This is a genomic window from Neisseria viridiae (genome assembly GCF_962747995.1).
Lineage (GTDB): Bacteria > Pseudomonadota > Gammaproteobacteria > Burkholderiales > Neisseriaceae > Neisseria > Neisseria viridiae.
Map to the genome: position 1 here is coordinate 1 of NZ_CAUJAJ010000006.1, position 14,140 is coordinate 14,140.

Below are 14,140 nucleotides of genomic sequence, written 5' to 3' on the forward strand. Positions count from 1 at the left end.
TTGAAACGAAAACAGCCGAAAACCTGTGTTGGGGTTTCGGCTGTCGGGAGGGAAAGGAATTTTGTAAAGGTCCCAGTACAAATAGTACGGCAAGGCGAGGCAACGCCGTACTGGTTTAAATTTAATCCACTATAGAACGCAGGGTTGGAGCAAGCGTTTTATCCGATAAGTTTCCGCACCGACAGGTCTGGATTCCCGCCTGCGCGGGAATGACGGGTTTCAGGATTACGGTATTGTCGGGAATGATGGGAAACGGTGGGAATTGTGTAAAAAATGCCGTCTGAAGCCTTTCAGACGGCATTTGCGGCATTCGGACATTTAAAAATCCCATCATTCCCGCGCAGGAGGGAATCCGAATACATCCGCACAGAAACCTGCATCCCGTCATCATTTTAACCCAAAGACACCATTTCAATCTGCTCCATCGTCCTACCCAGAAAATGCTCGCCGATGGTTCTGAATTTCAAAGGAATATCGCTGACGTAAAAACGGTAGTCGGGATTGTTGTTGTCGGTATTGAGCAACCCTTCCTGTGCAAGGACGCGTGCGGTTTCTTCGGCAGTCGTAATCGCGGAATCGACCAGCGCGACATTGTGCGCCTCCCTGCCGATTAAGGGCTTGAGCAAGGGAAAGTGCGTGCAGCCCAACACCAGCGTATCGATGCCGTCTGCAAGCAATGGTTTGAGGTATTCGCATACGGTCAGGCGGGTAACTTCGTGTTCCAACCAGCCTTCCTCCACCAAGGGGACAAGCAGCGGCGCGGCCTGCGTGCGGACGAGCGTGTCGGGGTTGTCCCTGTGGATGGCGCGCGCATAGGCGTTGCTGTTGACTGTGGTGTTGGTGGCGATGATGCCGATTTTGTTGTTGCGCGTGGTTGCCAGCGCGGCTTTCGCGCCGGCGGAAATCACGTCCAAAACGGGCATATTGCCGGTTTTTTGACGGATTTTCTGTCCCGCAACCGCCGCAATCGTGTTGCACGCGATAACCATCGCCTTAACATCGTGTTCCAATAAAAAATCGACAATCTGCATCGAGAAATTTTCGATGGTCGCCTTAGATTTCGTCCCGTAAGGCACGCGCGCCGTATCGCCGAAATAAATGATGTTCTCCATCGGCAGCCGCTCCATCAGTGCGCGCACATTGGTCAAACCGCCGATTCCCGAGTCAAAAACGCCGATAGGTCGCTGCCTGCCGATATTTTCCATCCTTTTTCCAATCCGTCCTAAACATACAATCCGCGTATTGTACACGCGCCGCTTTTTCTTGACAGCCGTTTCCGTCTGAAAGCAGGATGCGGATTTGGCTGTTATAATGTACGGCAATGCCGCCGCCGGGCGCACGGTTTGCCGACCGCCTGCCCCTCCGATCCGCCACATAAAAAGTTGTAAAGCCCCTATGTCTGACTTTCCCCCCGTTTCCCGATTCCTTGCCGACGAAGCCGCCACACTCGATTTAGGCGCGGCGTGGTCTTCCCGTTTAAACGCACCGCTGGTCATTTATCTCGAAGGGGATTTGGGTGCGGGCAAAACCACGCTGACACGCGGCATCCTGCGCGGATTGGGTCATCAGGGCGCAGTCAAAAGCCCGACCTACGCCATCGTCGAATCTTATCCGCTGGAACGCTTCACTTTGCACCATTTCGACCTCTACCGCTTCTCGTTCCCCGAAGAATGGGAAGACGCGGGGCTTGACGAACTGTTTGCCGCAAACAGCGTCTGCCTGATCGAATGGCCGCAACAGGGCGGGGAATTTACGCCGCCTGCCGACATCACCGCAACATTGACACACGACGGCGGCGGCAGAAAATGCCTGTTGACCGCCCATACCGAACGAGGAAGCGAAAGCCTGCCGCTATGACCAAACTGACACGAAGACAAATCATCCGCCGTACCGCCGGCACACTGTTCGCCCTGACCCCTATCGCATCTGCCGTTGCCAAAACCGTGCGCGCCCCGCAGTTTACCGCCGCACGGATATGGCCGTCCCACACCTACACCCGCCTGACGCTGGAAAGCACCGCCGCGCTCAAATACCAGCACTTCGCGCTCGACAACCCGGGCAGGCTGGTAGTCGACATACAAAACGCGAACATCAATACCGTATTGCACGGACTTTCCCAAAAAGTGGCGGCGGACGACCCCTTTATCCGCAGCATACGCGCGGGTCAGAACACGCCGACCACCGTCCGCCTCGTCATCGATTTGAAACAGCCCACCCACGCACAAGTCTTTTCCCTCTCTCCTGTCAGCGGCTTTAAGAACCGCCTCGTTATCGACCTCTATCCGCACGGAATGGATCCCGACGATCCGATGATGGCACTGCTTAACGGCAGCCTGAACAAAACCCTGCGCGGCTCTCCCGAAGCCGACCTCGCCCAAAACACCACGCCCCAACCCGGGCGCGGCAGAAACGGGCGCAGGCCCGTCATTATGATCGACCCCGGACACGGCGGCGAAGACCCCGGTGCCGTCAGCTCGGGCGGTTTGCAGGAAAAACACGTCGTCCTCTCCATCGCCCGCGAAACCAAAAAACAATTGGAAGCCTTGGGTTACAACGTCTTTATGACGCGCAACGAAGATGTGTTCATCCCCTTGGGCGTGCGTGTCGCCAAAGGACGAGCACGGCGGGCGGACGTATTCGTCTCCATCCACGCCGACGCTTTCACCAGCCCCTCCGCGCGCGGAACGGGGGTTTATATGCTGAACACCAAAGGCGCGACCAGCTCTGCCGCCAAATTCTTGGAACAAACCCAAAATAATGCCGACGCGGTCGGCGGCGTACCGACCAGCGGCAACCGCAACGTCGATACCGCCCTGCTCGATATGACCCAAACTGCCACGCTACGCGACAGCCGCAAACTCGGCAAACTGGTGCTTGAAGAATTGGGCAGGCTCAACCACTTGCACAAAGGCAGGGTGGACGAAGCCAATTTCGCCGTATTGCGCGCACCCGATATGCCGTCTATCTTGGTCGAAACCGCCTTCCTGTCCAACCCTGCCGAAGAGAAGCTGCTGGGCAGCGAATCCTTCCGCAGGCAGTGCGCCCAATCCATTGCCTCAGGTGTCCAACGCTACATCAACACTTCCGTATTGAAGCGGGGTTGATTCCGAAAAATAAATGCCGTCTGAACATTTTTCAGACGGCATTTTTGTACACTTTCCTCAACGGTTCGATCCCTGCACCATATCAATCAGAAACAGGCGGCAGTCGATGTTGCCGTTATAAAGCGGGATTTTCCGCTTGGGCGACAGGCGCATGAATTTGGGCATTTCCCTGTCGCCGGTAAACATGCCGACCCGCCAGCCTGCGTAATGTTTCTTCAACCACGTCCCCAGTTGCGGATACAGTGCCTGCAAAGCGTGGACTTCCTCAAGGCGCACGCCGTAGGGCGGATTGGACACCATAATGCCGTTTTCGCCGTTCGGACGGACGGATTGCGCGTCGGCAACGCTGAAGGAAACGATGTCGTCCGCTCCGGCACTGCGTGCGTTGTCCAATGCCGTCTGAACGATGCGGCGGTCGCTGTCGCTGCCTGCAATCGGGGCGCGGACGGGGCGGGTTTGCGCTTCAGCGCGGCGGCGCAAATCCGACCACAGCGTTTTATCGAAATTTTGCAGTTTCTCAAAACCGAAACGGCGCATCATGCCCGCTGCGCGGCGGGCGGCAATCCAAGCTGCCTCGACGGCAATCGTGCCGCTGCCGCAAAACGGATCCTGAAACGGCTGCGTGCCGTCGTAACCTGCCAAGAGCAGCAGTCCGGCGGCAAGGTTTTCGCGCAGCGGCGCTTCGCCCGTATCGAGACGGTAGCCGCGTTTGAACAGGGCTTCGCCCGAAGTGTCGATGAAGATTTCGACATTGCGTTCGTCCAAAAAGGTGTGGATGCGGACATCGGGCGCGGCTTTGTCCACGCTCGGACGTGCGTCGTAAATGTCGCGGAAAGCGTCGCAGACGGCATCTTTGACGGTCAAACCGACAAATTGGAGGCTTTTGACGTTGGCACGCTTTGCCTCGACTTTGACTTTGAACGTCTGCTGCAAGGTAAACCAGTTGAACCAGTTGATGTTTTTGGCAAGTTTGTAGATGTCGCGCTCGGTTCGGTATGTGCCTTTGGTCAGACGCAGCAGGATACGGCTGGCGGTGCGCGAGTGCAGGTTGGCGGCGTAAACCTGTTCCAAACCGCCCCGGCAGGAAACGCCGCCGTCAAACGCTTGGACATCGGTACAGCCGAGGCTTCCGAGTTCTTGAGATAAAACGGTTTCCAAGCCGCGCGGGCAGGTGGCGAAAAGTGTATATAAAGTATTCATAGCGTGTCCTTTCCGGACGGATGTTCCGGCAATGGCGGATTGAAAGGTTTATTCGGCGGTAAATGCCGTCTGAAATGTCCGGCTGCCGATTGTAATGTCCGCCGTAAAATCGCGCCTGCCTTCGACACAGACGGGCAGGCGGATGCGTACTGCCTGCCAAGTCCCCGACGGTTGCCGCTCGAACATATAGCGGTTGAACCCCATATCCATATTTTTCATACTGAAGCTGATGCTGACCTGTTCCGTGCCGATGGGCGCGTGTTCGATATAAATATCAAACGGTTTTTTGGTTGAAACGGCGGCGGCGCGGACGCGGCTTCCGTCCGGCAGCGTGCAACCTTCGGTCAAATCGCATTGCGCCGCCACAGCTTGAGGCTGCTGCGCCTGCCACCATTGCAACAAAACGAGCTTGAAGGCGGCAAAGACAATCAGCAGCAGTGCGGCAAGCAGCAATTTGCGGTTTTTAGCCATTTCCGTCCCCCATTTTTTCATCGGCCAACACGGCGTGTGCGCCCGCCGCCAGCCATTGCCCGCCGCAATGCGATGCCGTCTGAACGTCGGCGGCAACGACCAGCGGCACGGATACGCCGTGCTTCAACACTTCGTCCACCGCTGCGGCTTGTGCGGCATTACCGACCCACCACACGACCACATCCGCGCCCTTTTCCTGCGCCTGCCGCCATTGTTCGCGGGTCTGCACCATTATCCACACGCTGCCGGCGTGTTCGGGCCTGTCCTGCCATTGCGCCGCCTCCATCAAAACGTTCGCACCGCTTCCCTCTGCCGAACCCAAAGGCAGGACGCGGTACGCGCCCATACTGTTTTCACCGTGCAAACCCGTTTTCAGGCTGCCGTACAAACGGCGCGGGACGGACAGCGAACGCAAAAGCGCGCCGTTGGCAGGCAGCATGGGGGCAACGGTAAAATCGCCCGCCTTCTGCCAAGACCATTCCTGCCCTTCGCGCGATTGCGGTCTGCCCGTCCATTGATCGGGGTTTACCCATAGGAATTTCAGGCAGACGCGGGCGTGTTCGTAGGAATGGATTTTAGTCAGCCAAGGCGTGGCGGCGAGGATGCGGATGCCGAGTTCTTCTTCAAACTCGCGTTGCAGGGCTTGGAAGTCGGTTTCGCCCGCCTCGACCTTGCCGCCGGCAAATTCCCAATATCCGGCATAGGGCTTGCCTTCGGGGCGCGAGCTGAGCAGGTAGTTGCCGTCTGAATCGAGCAGGATGCCGGCAACGACGCGGATAAGGGGGCGGGTGTCTTGGATCATGGCGGGTGTCGGAGTGCAAATGAGGGGCGGGCAATGCCGTCAACGGGTTTGCCGCATTTCAGACGGCATTATTTTTCGGCAACGGCAAACGCCAACACGGTATCGCCTTCGTCCGCCATACTCAGGCTGACGCGGCTGATGCCTTGTTCCTCCAGCCATTCGGACAGGGCGGGGGCATAGAAAAATTCGGGTTTGCCCAATGCGTCGTGCCCGATGCCGATGTTGCGGAAGGAAACCGCACCGCGTATGCCCGTACCGACGGCTTTGGCAAAGGCTTCTTTGGCGGCAAAGCGTTTGGCAAGGTAGTTGACGGGTTTGCCCGCCTGAGGGAATTCAAGCAGCTCTTCCGGAGTAAGGATGCGCTCGGCAAACGCCTGTCCGAACTTTTTGCTCAGGCGGACGATGCGTTTGAGGGAAACAATATCTGTGCCTATGCCGTAAATCATATTTGCGCTCCTTTGTCGTGAAATGCCGTCTGAAACGGTTTGCCTACCCTTACGGCAGCATTCTTGCACGGAACATGGTTTCTTTCATCTGGCGCACGGCCTCGGGCAATCCGAGGAAAAGTGCCTGCGAAATCAGCGAATGTCCGATGTTCAGCTCGCGGATGGCGAGGATTTGGGCGATGGGGGTAACGTTGTGTATGGTCAGTCCGTGTCCGGCGTTAACGACCAAGCCCAAATCGCCGGCGAAATGCGCGCCGTTTTGGATGCGCTCGAACTGCCTGATTTGTTCGGCGTGGCTGCGCGCGTCGGCATACGCGCCTGTGTGCAGCTCGATAACGGGCGCGCCGACATCACGGGCGGCTTGGATTTGCTCGTTGTCGGCATCGATAAAGAGCGAGACTCGGATGCCTGCGTCGGTCAGGATTTTGGTGAACTCGGCAATTTTTTCCTGTTGCGCCAATACGTCCAAACCGCCTTCGGTCGTGATTTCCTGCCGTTTTTCCGGCACGATGCACACGTCTTCCGGCATCACTTTAAGCGCGTTTTCGAGCATTTCTTCGGTCAACGCCATTTCAAGGTTCAGGCGCGTGCGGATAGCGTTTTTGACGGCGAACACATCCGCGTCTTTGATGTGGCGGCGGTCTTCGCGCAGGTGCATGGTAATCAAATCCGCACCGTGCGTTTCGGCAACCAGTGCCGCTTCCACGGGGCTGGGATAAGTCGTGCCGCGCGCGTTGCGGACGGTGGCGATGTGATCGATGTTGACACCTAAAAGCATGATGTTTCCTTTCCTCTTCGATTTTTTATTTTGCAGCATACCGGTACGCTGCGTCGGCACCTATGTTGCACGACGGTCAAACTGCCGTATCTGTTCCAAAACCTGCCTCGACTTCACCCCTTCAGGAAGCAGGCTGCCTGTCAGCAGCCGTGTGATTTTCAGGGCATCCTGAAGGCTTTGCGCACTGCCGAAACTGCCCGTCTGCAAATCAATCAGGCTCTGCCCGTCGGCAATAATGACGGTTTCAGACGGCAAAACACATTCCCTGCCTACAGGCATGACTGCTTCTTCCGGTCTGATACAGTATCTGGCGGATGACTGGATTTCCCTGCCCTCTCCGTCCGTATGCAAATCTGGGGCAACACCCAAGGCATTGAGCAGCTTCCACTCGAAGCGGCGCAAATCGGCAATGTGGTTGGCTTCACGGCACACCGCCTCCATCACTTTTGCCAACGCGTCGTACAGTTCGGGCATCGGGTCTTCGCGCGCGGTCAGTTTCAACACCAGCTCGTTCACATACAGACCGCTGAACAACGCCCTGCCCTGCGGCTGCCGCCATCCGCCCATCCATTCGGCGCGGTGCAGGGTTTTGAGTTCCTGACTGCCGTACCACGACGCGCTGACGGGCACGAAGGGAACCATTACGCCGCGCAATTCGCTCTGACGCTTGCGCGCGCTCCGCGCCAGCAAAGCCACACGCCCGTAACGGCGGCTGAATGCTTCAACCCGCAGGCTGCTTTCGCGCCAGGGCGAGGAAGCCAACAGGAAGACGGGTTCGTGGTTGACCCGGTATTCGGACATCATGCTTGAAATGCCGTCTGAACGCTGCCGCAACTACAAAACGGCGGTCGGGTACGAACCGATGACTTTGACAAACGAAGCGCGTTCGCCCAAGCGTTCCAATGCCGTCTGAATCTGCGCGTCTTGGCGGTGTCCTTCGATGTCGATGAAGAACAGGTATTCCCACAAAACGGATTTGCTCGGACGGCTTTCAAATTTGGTCATAGAAATGCCCGACTCGGTCAAAGGTTGCAGCAATGCCGCCACTGCGCCGGCGCGGTTGGGCGCGGAAACGGCCAGCGAGGTTTTGTCGCTGCCGCTTGCACCGGTTTCGTGATGTCCCATCACCAGAAAGCGCGTGGTGTTGTTCGGCTCGTCTTCGATGCACTCGGCAACTATATCGAGTCCGTAAATTTCCGCCGCCGTGCGTCCGGCGATGGCGGCAACCGTACCGTCGTCCGATTCGGCAACCAGCCTTGCGGCTTCGGCATTGCTGGACACGGCAATCCGTTCGGCGTTGGGCAGATGCCTGCCCAACCAGTCGTTGCATTGCGCCAATGCCTGCGCGTGGGAAAAGACTTTGGCGATGCCCTCGGTGCTGCCGTTGTTTTTACGCAAAAGGTTGTGGTGGATGCGTAAAACGACTTCGCCGCACGCCTGCAACGCGGTAACGGCAAGCAAATCCAACGTGCGCCCGACCGAGCCTTCGGTCGAGTTTTCCACGGGGGCGACCAAATAGTCTGCCTGACGGGTTTCGACCTGCTTGAAGCAGTTGTCTATGGTCGGACACGCCATTGTATGCGCGGCGTGTCCGAAATGTTTGATTGCCGCCTGTTGGGTAAACGTGCCCTGCGGCCCCAAATAGGCGATGGTCAGCGGACGTTCGACGGCGAGGCACTCGCTCATCACTTCCCGAAACAGGCGTGCTACCGATTCGTCGGGCAGCGGGCCTTTGTTCAAATCCTGAATGCGGCGCAACACGGCGACTTCGCGTTCGGGACGGTATACCGCGCCCGTGCCTTTCAGTTCGCCGATGGCGTGGGCGTGTTGCGCGCGTTCGTTGAGCAGGCGCAGGATTTCCGCATCGATGCTGTCGATGGCGTTGCGGTGAGGTATGAGGAGTTCGTCGATAGTTTGGGACATAATTTCGCCTGAACAGTAATTTATCGTGCATTCTAACATCAAATGCCGTCTGAAACGGTTTCAGACGGCATTTTCCGTTAAAGGTATTCGCTTTGCCCGTTTTCTTTCCACGCTCGGTGCGAGCAGAGCCACAAAAGCGCAATGCCACAAGAGGTGGACGCGGTCATCGTTGCCGCCATCACGGTTGCCGAACCGTTGTGCAAGAAGGTCGCCGCCATGCCCACGCCCGCGCCGATTAAGGACTGGAACACGCCCAACACGGCGTTTGCGCTGCCGCCCTCTTCTTTGAAATAGGACATGAAACACGCCTGCGTGTTCGCACCGACCAAGCCCTGTGTGCCGACGGAAAACATGACGCACGCCACCAAGAGCCAGAACGGCGGCAACCCGAAAAACAGCACGGCGGCGAGTTGGGACAGGTTGGCGGCAAACTGGATGACAATCCCCCACAGCAGGATGCTTTGCGGATGCGCGCCGGTTTTGAGCCGCCACGCGGTAACGCGGTTGAAAAACATCATCGTGATGATGTTGAGTGCAAACGCCCAAGCGTATTGATGCGGCGTAACGCGGTAAAGCTGCTGGTACACGAAGGACGATTCGGTCAGAAAGGCAAACATCGAACCGAAGCTGAATGCCTGAAAAAACAGATAACCCATCGCGGCACGGGTTTTCAAAACACGTTTGAACCGCCCCGCCACCAGCCCGAACACGTCCCGTCCGATTTTGCCGCCGACGGCAGGTTTGGGCAGGAAATGTTGCACCAAACCGAGCAGCACCAGTGAATATGCCGCCAGAAAAACAAAAATCGCCTGCCAGCCGCCCAAGCCCTGCAACAGTGCGCCGACCATGGGTGCGACCAGCGGCACAACCATCAGAATGATGCCGATAAGGGCAAACATCTGCGCGGCTTTCCGCCCTGAATAATAATCGCGCACCATTGCGCCGACGATGACCACAGTCATGCCTGCGCCGAACGCCTGTACCGCACGCAGGTTAAGGAGCTGTTCGGCACTTGAGGCAAATACGATGGCGGCAACGGCAAGGCAATATACAATCAAACCGGTCAGGGCGACGGGTTTGCGCCCTTTGATGTCGGACACCGCGCCGCCGACCACCTGCCCGAACGCCGTGCCAAACATAAACAAACTCAGGCTCTGTTCGATACGGTGGACATCCGCACCCAGCGACTGCGCCATTTCGGGAATCGCGGGCAGGTAGGCATCGATGGAAAACGGCATCAGCGCGACCAGCATCGCCATCAAAACCGCCATCAGTTTTTCGTTCATCTCAGGATAATGGGCAGAAGGCATAAATTCTCGTCCGATTCGCAAACAAACCGCCCGGCGGCGGAAAACACAATACGCGGAAACGGAAAATTTTAACACACCGGCACAAACAGGCGGCAACAAAAGCCACGGGCAAAACCGGACAGGCAGGAACGATATAGTGGATTAACAAAAACCGGTACTGCGTTGCCTCGCCTTAGCTCAAAGAGAACGATTCTCTAAGGTGCTGAAGCACCAAGTGAATCGGTTCCGTACTATTTGTACTGTCTGCGGCTTCGTCGCCTTGTCCTGATTTTTGTTAATCTACTATAAAAAAGCCGGAGGCGGACAAAGATTTGAAAAATATTGTATAATGGAATGGGATTCCCTAACGGATTCCCTAACGGATTCCCTAACGGATTCCCTAACGGATTCCCTAACGGATTCCCTAACGGATTCCCTAACGGATTCCGATATTCAAAAAATTTTGAACATTTTTAGGAATCAAGAAATGAAAAAACTCCTTACTGCATTAACCGTGCTTGCCCTTCCCGCTGCCGCATTTGCCGCCGACAACCAACCGGGCGTTTATGTACAGGGCGATGCGGGTCTTGCCTCCATCCACGCCGATGGCGAAACATTCAACAATTTCCTCCCGCGCGTTTCCGTCGGCTTCGATGCCGGCGATATGCGTATTGCCGCAGACTACTACCGCGTCCGCGACAAAATTGACGACGCTACCGCCACACTCCAAGGCGCAGGCGTTGCCGTCATCAAAGACTTCAACACCAATTCCATCGTCAAACCTTATGTCGGCGCGCGTTTGGGACTGAACCGATTGACCGTAAAAGATGAAGACGGAAAATACAGTAAAACAAAAGCAAGCATCGGCGCATTGGGCGGTGTCGGCTTTGAAGTCGCTCCCAACGTTACTTTGGATTTGGGCTACCGCTTCAATTATTTGGGCAAACTTGACGATACAAGGGTATTTGCCAACGAATATACCGCCGGTGTCCGTGTGAAATTCTAACCCCCGAAACCGGCATCCGCCGGCAAGCCGACCGCCGCCATTGCGGCGGTTTTCCGTTTCCGCAAAAATCAAAAACAAATGCCTAAAATCCCGTCATTCCCGCAAAAAATGGGAATCCGTTTTTTAAGCTTCGTTTTTTTGAATTTCAGGCAACTTCTAAATCGTCATTCCCGCGAAAACAGAAACCTAAAATCCCATCATTCCCAAAAAACAGAAACCCAAAACCTCGTCATTCCCGCGCAAGCGGGAATCCGGGCATCTGACGCTGCGGCAATTTGTCGGAAATAACCGAAACTCAAAAAACCGGATTCCCGCCTGCGCGGGAATGACGGCGCAAAGATTTCCGCCTATCCGGCAACCATCAAACACCGCCTCCCAACTTTATTTTTGATGCGACAGCCGGCCGGCAACCAAAGTGGTGGCGATGACGACAAACACGCCCAAGGCGGACACGGGCGACAAATGTTCGCCCAAAATCAAAACCGCCAACAGCACGCCGACGACGGGTTCGAGCGAAATCAACAGTCCCGACACGTTGGCAGGAACACGGCTCATCCCCTTGTTCCACAACCAATAGGCGTACCAGCTGCACCCCACGCCCAAATACAGCAGCGACACCACGCCCTGCCAGCTCCAATGCACGGTATAACTCTGCGCCAGGGCAAGCGAAAACGGTAGGCACATCAGCGATGCGGCGGCAATGGAAACAGATGTGAATGCCGGTGCGCCGATGCGGGCAATCAGCCTTTGCGTCGGGCGGACTGCCGTGCAGAAACCGATTCCTGCAAGCAGCACCAGAAAACAGCCGAACCAGCCGACTTCGCCACCCTCTTCCGCACCGCCCGCCATCAGCAGCGCGACACCGGCAAATGCCGCCGCGCCGCATATCCAGTGGTAGGCACGCGCTTTGTCGTTGAAGAAAAAGTGTCCGACAAACACCATCAGTAGCGGCTCGAGTCCGACAATGACCGATGCGCTGGCGGCGGAAGTGTATTTCAACCCGACAAACTGAAGCAGCAGGGTCAGCACATAGTTGACGAACGACACAATCAGCAACGGCTTCCATTCCTCACGCGGAATCTTGCCGATATGCCGGCGGCAGGCGGGCAGCACCAAAAGCGCGGCAATCAGCAGGCGCGCGCCGACCATCAGTGCGGGATCGATGCCGCCATAGGCATATTTGGCGGCAATAAACGAGCTGCTCCAGATAATCAGGGCAAGGATTTGGTAAAACATATGAGTGATAAAGTCGGATGGTTATACAAAAAGTAAAAAGGCTGTTGCCCCGCCTGATAAAACAGATATTTCATCGTCGGCAATGCCGTCTGAACGCTTCAGACGGCATCCAAAACCCGGTGTTTCAGAGCGGGCAGGCGGCTGCGGACGCTGTTCAGGCGGTTGGCATCGATGTCTGCCGTAACGATGCCTTCGCCTTCGGGCAATACGTCCAATACGTCGCCCCACGGATCGACAATCATACTGTGTCCGAATGTGCGCCTGCCGTTTTCGTGCAATCCGCCCTGCGCCGCCGCGACAACATAACATTGGTTCTCCACCGCACGCGCGCGCAGCAGCAACTCCCAATGCGCCTTGCCCGTCGTGTGGGTAAATGCCGCCGGAAGCATCAATACGTCAAACGGCAGTTGGCGGCGGAAAAATTCGGGAAAGCGGACATCGTAACAAATACCTGCCGCCACAGACACGCCGTCCGCCGACAGATGCGGCACATCCCCGCCCGCGCGGATGGTATCGGCTTCGGCATAGCGTTCGCCCAAACCGGAAAAGCCGAAGAGGTGCATTTTGTGGTACAGACCCGTCCTTACGCCGTCCTGTCCGTACACCAACAGCGTATTCATCACTTTGCCCGCCTCGCGGCTTTGCAGCGGCACGGTTCCGCCGAACAGCACCACGCCGCATTCTTTCGCCGTTTCACTCAATGCCGTCTGAAAACGCCCGCCGCCCAAAGGCTCGGCAAGCGCAAGTTTGTCGGTATCGTTTGCGCCCATCAGCACCCAATATTCGGGCAACAGCACCCAATCCGCACCGCACTGCGCCGCTTGTTTGACCAAACGCCCCATCGTTTCGATATTTTTTTGCGGCGACAATCCTGAAACCATCTGTACGGCGGCAACTCTGATTTTGTCCATTTCTTCTCCTTTTTCCTGCCGACCTTGCGGCATATTCCGCCGATACGCTACCATAACGGCAGTTGACGAAAATCTTTACACAAATGCCCATTTTGAACCATATTGCCCTCATCGGTGTAGGGCTGATCGGCGGTTCGTTCGTTCTCGACCTCAAAAGGCAGGGACTCGTCCGCACCGTTACCGGTATCGACACCGACCGCGACAACCTGCAACGCGCGCTGGAACGCGGCGTGATTGACCGCGCTTCCGTTGCCATCGATAAAAACAGCATCGGCGGTGCGGATTTGGTGCTGATTGCCACGCCCGTCGCCACCGTTCCCGCCATTTTGACCGCGCTGCGCCCCGTTTTGCCGGAACACACTTGGATTTCCGATGTCGGCAGCACCAAAATCTCCGTTATCGAGGCTTTCCGACGCTGCCTGCCCGACAGCATTCACCGCTGCATCGCCGCGCACCCGATTGCCGGCTCCGACAAAAGCGGGGCAGATGCGGCGCAGTACGGGCTGTTCCAAAATAGAAAACTCATCATCACGCCCCACGGCGGCGAAGATTCAGACGGCATCGCATTGATAGAAAACCTGTGGCGCGCCGTCGGAGCCGAAATTTATACGATGGACGCGCAAAAACACGATGCGGTTTTTGCCGCCGTCTCCCATATGCCCCACCTTGCCGCCTTCGCCTATGTCCACCAGCTTTTCGACCACCCCGACGGAAAGGCGTATCTGAAATTTGCCGCCACGGGCTTTGAGGACTTTACCCGCATCGCTTCCGGCCACCCTGCCGTGTGGGCGGACATCTGCCTTGCCAACAGGGACAACCTGTTGGAGCTAATTCGGGGCTTGGGCAGGCAGTTGGACACTTTGGAAACCATCCTGCTTAACCGGGACCGCCCCTCCCTGTACCGCTATTTTGAAGAAGCCAAAGCCACGCGCGACAGCTGGTCTGATGAGAATTGATGTTCAGACGGCATCGCG

The 14,140-nt window shown here is 56.7% G+C and carries 16 protein-coding genes; 5 read left to right on the forward strand and 11 right to left on the reverse strand.

From position 1 onward, the window contains the following. Positions 1-273: 273 nt before the first annotated feature. Positions 274-396 carry a hypothetical protein gene (locus Q9J79_RS05070; protein WP_301911242.1) on the forward strand — a complete coding sequence of 41 codons (123 nt, stop codon included), beginning with the start codon at positions 274-276 and terminating at the stop codon, positions 394-396. Here the strand turns inward: Q9J79_RS05070 and murI are convergent. Further along, positions 393-1,205, reverse strand: coding sequence for a glutamate racemase (gene murI, locus Q9J79_RS05075; RefSeq protein WP_301911243.1), 813 nt, complete (start codon positions 1,203-1,205; stop codon positions 393-395). The genes Q9J79_RS05070 and murI overlap by 4 nt on opposite strands. Positions 1,206-1,395: 190 nt before the next feature. Between murI and tsaE the strand changes: the two genes are divergently transcribed. Next, positions 1,396-1,857, forward strand: coding sequence for a tRNA (adenosine(37)-N6)-threonylcarbamoyltransferase complex ATPase subunit type 1 TsaE (gene tsaE / locus Q9J79_RS05080; protein ID WP_096100618.1), 462 nt, complete (start codon positions 1,396-1,398; stop codon positions 1,855-1,857). Beyond that, complete coding sequence (locus tag Q9J79_RS05085) at positions 1,854-3,104, forward strand: N-acetylmuramoyl-L-alanine amidase (protein WP_301911244.1); 1,251 nt, start codon at positions 1,854-1,856, stop codon at positions 3,102-3,104. The genes tsaE and Q9J79_RS05085 overlap by 4 nt, the downstream gene beginning before the upstream one ends. A 57-nt stretch (positions 3,105-3,161) precedes the next feature. Here Q9J79_RS05085 and Q9J79_RS05090 read toward each other — a convergent pair whose 3' ends face one another. From Q9J79_RS05090 to Q9J79_RS05125, 8 genes are all read right to left on the reverse strand, one after another. Continuing rightward, positions 3,162-4,304 carry a THUMP domain-containing class I SAM-dependent RNA methyltransferase gene (locus tag Q9J79_RS05090; protein WP_301911245.1) on the reverse strand — a complete coding sequence of 381 codons (1,143 nt, stop codon included), beginning with the start codon at positions 4,302-4,304 and terminating at the stop codon, positions 3,162-3,164. A gap of 48 nt (positions 4,305-4,352) precedes the next feature. Next, positions 4,353-4,775 (reverse strand): hypothetical protein, encoded by a 423-nt coding sequence (locus tag Q9J79_RS05095; protein WP_301911246.1) that lies wholly within the window; start codon positions 4,773-4,775, stop codon positions 4,353-4,355. After that, positions 4,768-5,577 carry an NUDIX domain-containing protein gene (locus Q9J79_RS05100; protein WP_301911247.1) on the reverse strand — a complete coding sequence of 270 codons (810 nt, stop codon included), beginning with the start codon at positions 5,575-5,577 and terminating at the stop codon, positions 4,768-4,770. Before Q9J79_RS05100 ends, Q9J79_RS05095 begins: the two co-directional genes overlap by 8 nt. Positions 5,578-5,645: 68 nt before the next feature. Continuing rightward, positions 5,646-6,023 carry a holo-ACP synthase gene (gene acpS, locus Q9J79_RS05105; RefSeq protein ID WP_301911248.1) on the reverse strand — a complete coding sequence of 126 codons (378 nt, stop codon included), beginning with the start codon at positions 6,021-6,023 and terminating at the stop codon, positions 5,646-5,648. A gap of 49 nt (positions 6,024-6,072) precedes the next feature. Then, positions 6,073-6,801, reverse strand: coding sequence for a pyridoxine 5'-phosphate synthase (gene pdxJ / locus Q9J79_RS05110; protein ID WP_301911249.1), 729 nt, complete (start codon positions 6,799-6,801; stop codon positions 6,073-6,075). 60 nt (positions 6,802-6,861) lie between these two features. Further along, positions 6,862-7,602, reverse strand: a complete 741-nt coding sequence (gene recO, locus Q9J79_RS05115) for a DNA repair protein RecO (RefSeq protein WP_301911252.1) — start codon at positions 7,600-7,602, stop codon at positions 6,862-6,864. Positions 7,603-7,635: 33 nt separating this feature from the next. Beyond that, entirely contained in the window at positions 7,636-8,763 is a 1,128-nt protein-coding gene (pheA, locus tag Q9J79_RS05120) for a prephenate dehydratase (protein WP_301911250.1), read from the reverse strand. Between the two features lie 38 nt (positions 8,764-8,801). Next, positions 8,802-10,034, reverse strand: coding sequence for a multidrug effflux MFS transporter (locus Q9J79_RS05125; protein WP_301911251.1), 1,233 nt, complete (start codon positions 10,032-10,034; stop codon positions 8,802-8,804). 466 nt (positions 10,035-10,500) lie between these two features. Between Q9J79_RS05125 and Q9J79_RS05130 the strand changes: the two genes are divergently transcribed. After that, positions 10,501-11,019: an opacity family porin gene (locus tag Q9J79_RS05130; protein ID WP_036470459.1), complete on the forward strand. Its 519-nt coding sequence runs from the start codon at positions 10,501-10,503 to the stop codon at positions 11,017-11,019. A 381-nt stretch (positions 11,020-11,400) separates the two neighbouring features. Here the strand turns inward: Q9J79_RS05130 and Q9J79_RS05135 are convergent, their stop codons facing one another. Then, positions 11,401-12,255 carry a DMT family transporter gene (locus tag Q9J79_RS05135; RefSeq protein WP_301911683.1) on the reverse strand — a complete coding sequence of 285 codons (855 nt, stop codon included), beginning with the start codon at positions 12,253-12,255 and terminating at the stop codon, positions 11,401-11,403. Positions 12,256-12,353: 98 nt separating this feature from the next. Then, complete coding sequence (locus tag Q9J79_RS05140; RefSeq protein ID WP_301911685.1) at positions 12,354-13,166, reverse strand: carbon-nitrogen hydrolase family protein; 813 nt, start codon at positions 13,164-13,166, stop codon at positions 12,354-12,356. Between the two features lie 83 nt (positions 13,167-13,249). On the opposite strand from Q9J79_RS05140, the gene Q9J79_RS05145 reads away from it, so the two are divergent. Further along, a complete protein-coding gene (locus tag Q9J79_RS05145) occupies positions 13,250-14,122 on the forward strand; it encodes a prephenate dehydrogenase (RefSeq protein ID WP_301911687.1) in 873 nt (290 codons plus the stop codon). The last annotated feature ends 18 nt before the right edge of the window (positions 14,123-14,140 follow it).

What these genes read in the sequence shown, in the direction of transcription:
- Q9J79_RS05095 (WP_301911246.1), bottom strand. Translation starts at nt 4,775, where the DNA reads ATGGCTAAAAACCGCAAATTGCTGCTTGCCGCACTGCTGCTGATTGTC.
- Q9J79_RS05135 (WP_301911683.1), bottom strand. Translation starts at nt 12,255, where the DNA reads ATGTTTTACCAAATCCTTGCCCTGATTATCTGGAGCAGCTCGTTTATT.
- Q9J79_RS05085 (WP_301911244.1), top strand. Translation starts at nt 1,854, where the DNA reads ATGACCAAACTGACACGAAGACAAATCATCCGCCGTACCGCCGGCACA.
- Q9J79_RS05070 (WP_301911242.1), top strand. Translation starts at nt 274, where the DNA reads ATGCCGTCTGAAGCCTTTCAGACGGCATTTGCGGCATTCGGACATTTA.
- pdxJ (WP_301911249.1), bottom strand. Translation starts at nt 6,801, where the DNA reads ATGCTTTTAGGTGTCAACATCGATCACATCGCCACCGTCCGCAACGCG.
- recO (WP_301911252.1), bottom strand. Translation starts at nt 7,602, where the DNA reads ATGTCCGAATACCGGGTCAACCACGAACCCGTCTTCCTGTTGGCTTCC.
- pheA (WP_301911250.1), bottom strand. Translation starts at nt 8,763, where the DNA reads ATGTTAGAATGCACGATAAATTACTGTTCAGGCGAAATTATGTCCCAA.
- Q9J79_RS05090 (WP_301911245.1), bottom strand. Translation starts at nt 4,304, where the DNA reads ATGAATACTTTATATACACTTTTCGCCACCTGCCCGCGCGGCTTGGAA.
- Q9J79_RS05125 (WP_301911251.1), bottom strand. Translation starts at nt 10,034, where the DNA reads ATGCCTTCTGCCCATTATCCTGAGATGAACGAAAAACTGATGGCGGTT.
- Q9J79_RS05140 (WP_301911685.1), bottom strand. Translation starts at nt 13,166, where the DNA reads ATGGACAAAATCAGAGTTGCCGCCGTACAGATGGTTTCAGGATTGTCG.
- acpS (WP_301911248.1), bottom strand. Translation starts at nt 6,023, where the DNA reads ATGATTTACGGCATAGGCACAGATATTGTTTCCCTCAAACGCATCGTC.
- Q9J79_RS05145 (WP_301911687.1), top strand. Translation starts at nt 13,250, where the DNA reads ATGCCCATTTTGAACCATATTGCCCTCATCGGTGTAGGGCTGATCGGC.
- Q9J79_RS05100 (WP_301911247.1), bottom strand. Translation starts at nt 5,577, where the DNA reads ATGATCCAAGACACCCGCCCCCTTATCCGCGTCGTTGCCGGCATCCTG.
- tsaE (WP_096100618.1), top strand. Translation starts at nt 1,396, where the DNA reads ATGTCTGACTTTCCCCCCGTTTCCCGATTCCTTGCCGACGAAGCCGCC.
- Q9J79_RS05130 (WP_036470459.1), top strand. Translation starts at nt 10,501, where the DNA reads ATGAAAAAACTCCTTACTGCATTAACCGTGCTTGCCCTTCCCGCTGCC.
- murI (WP_301911243.1), bottom strand. Translation starts at nt 1,205, where the DNA reads ATGGAAAATATCGGCAGGCAGCGACCTATCGGCGTTTTTGACTCGGGA.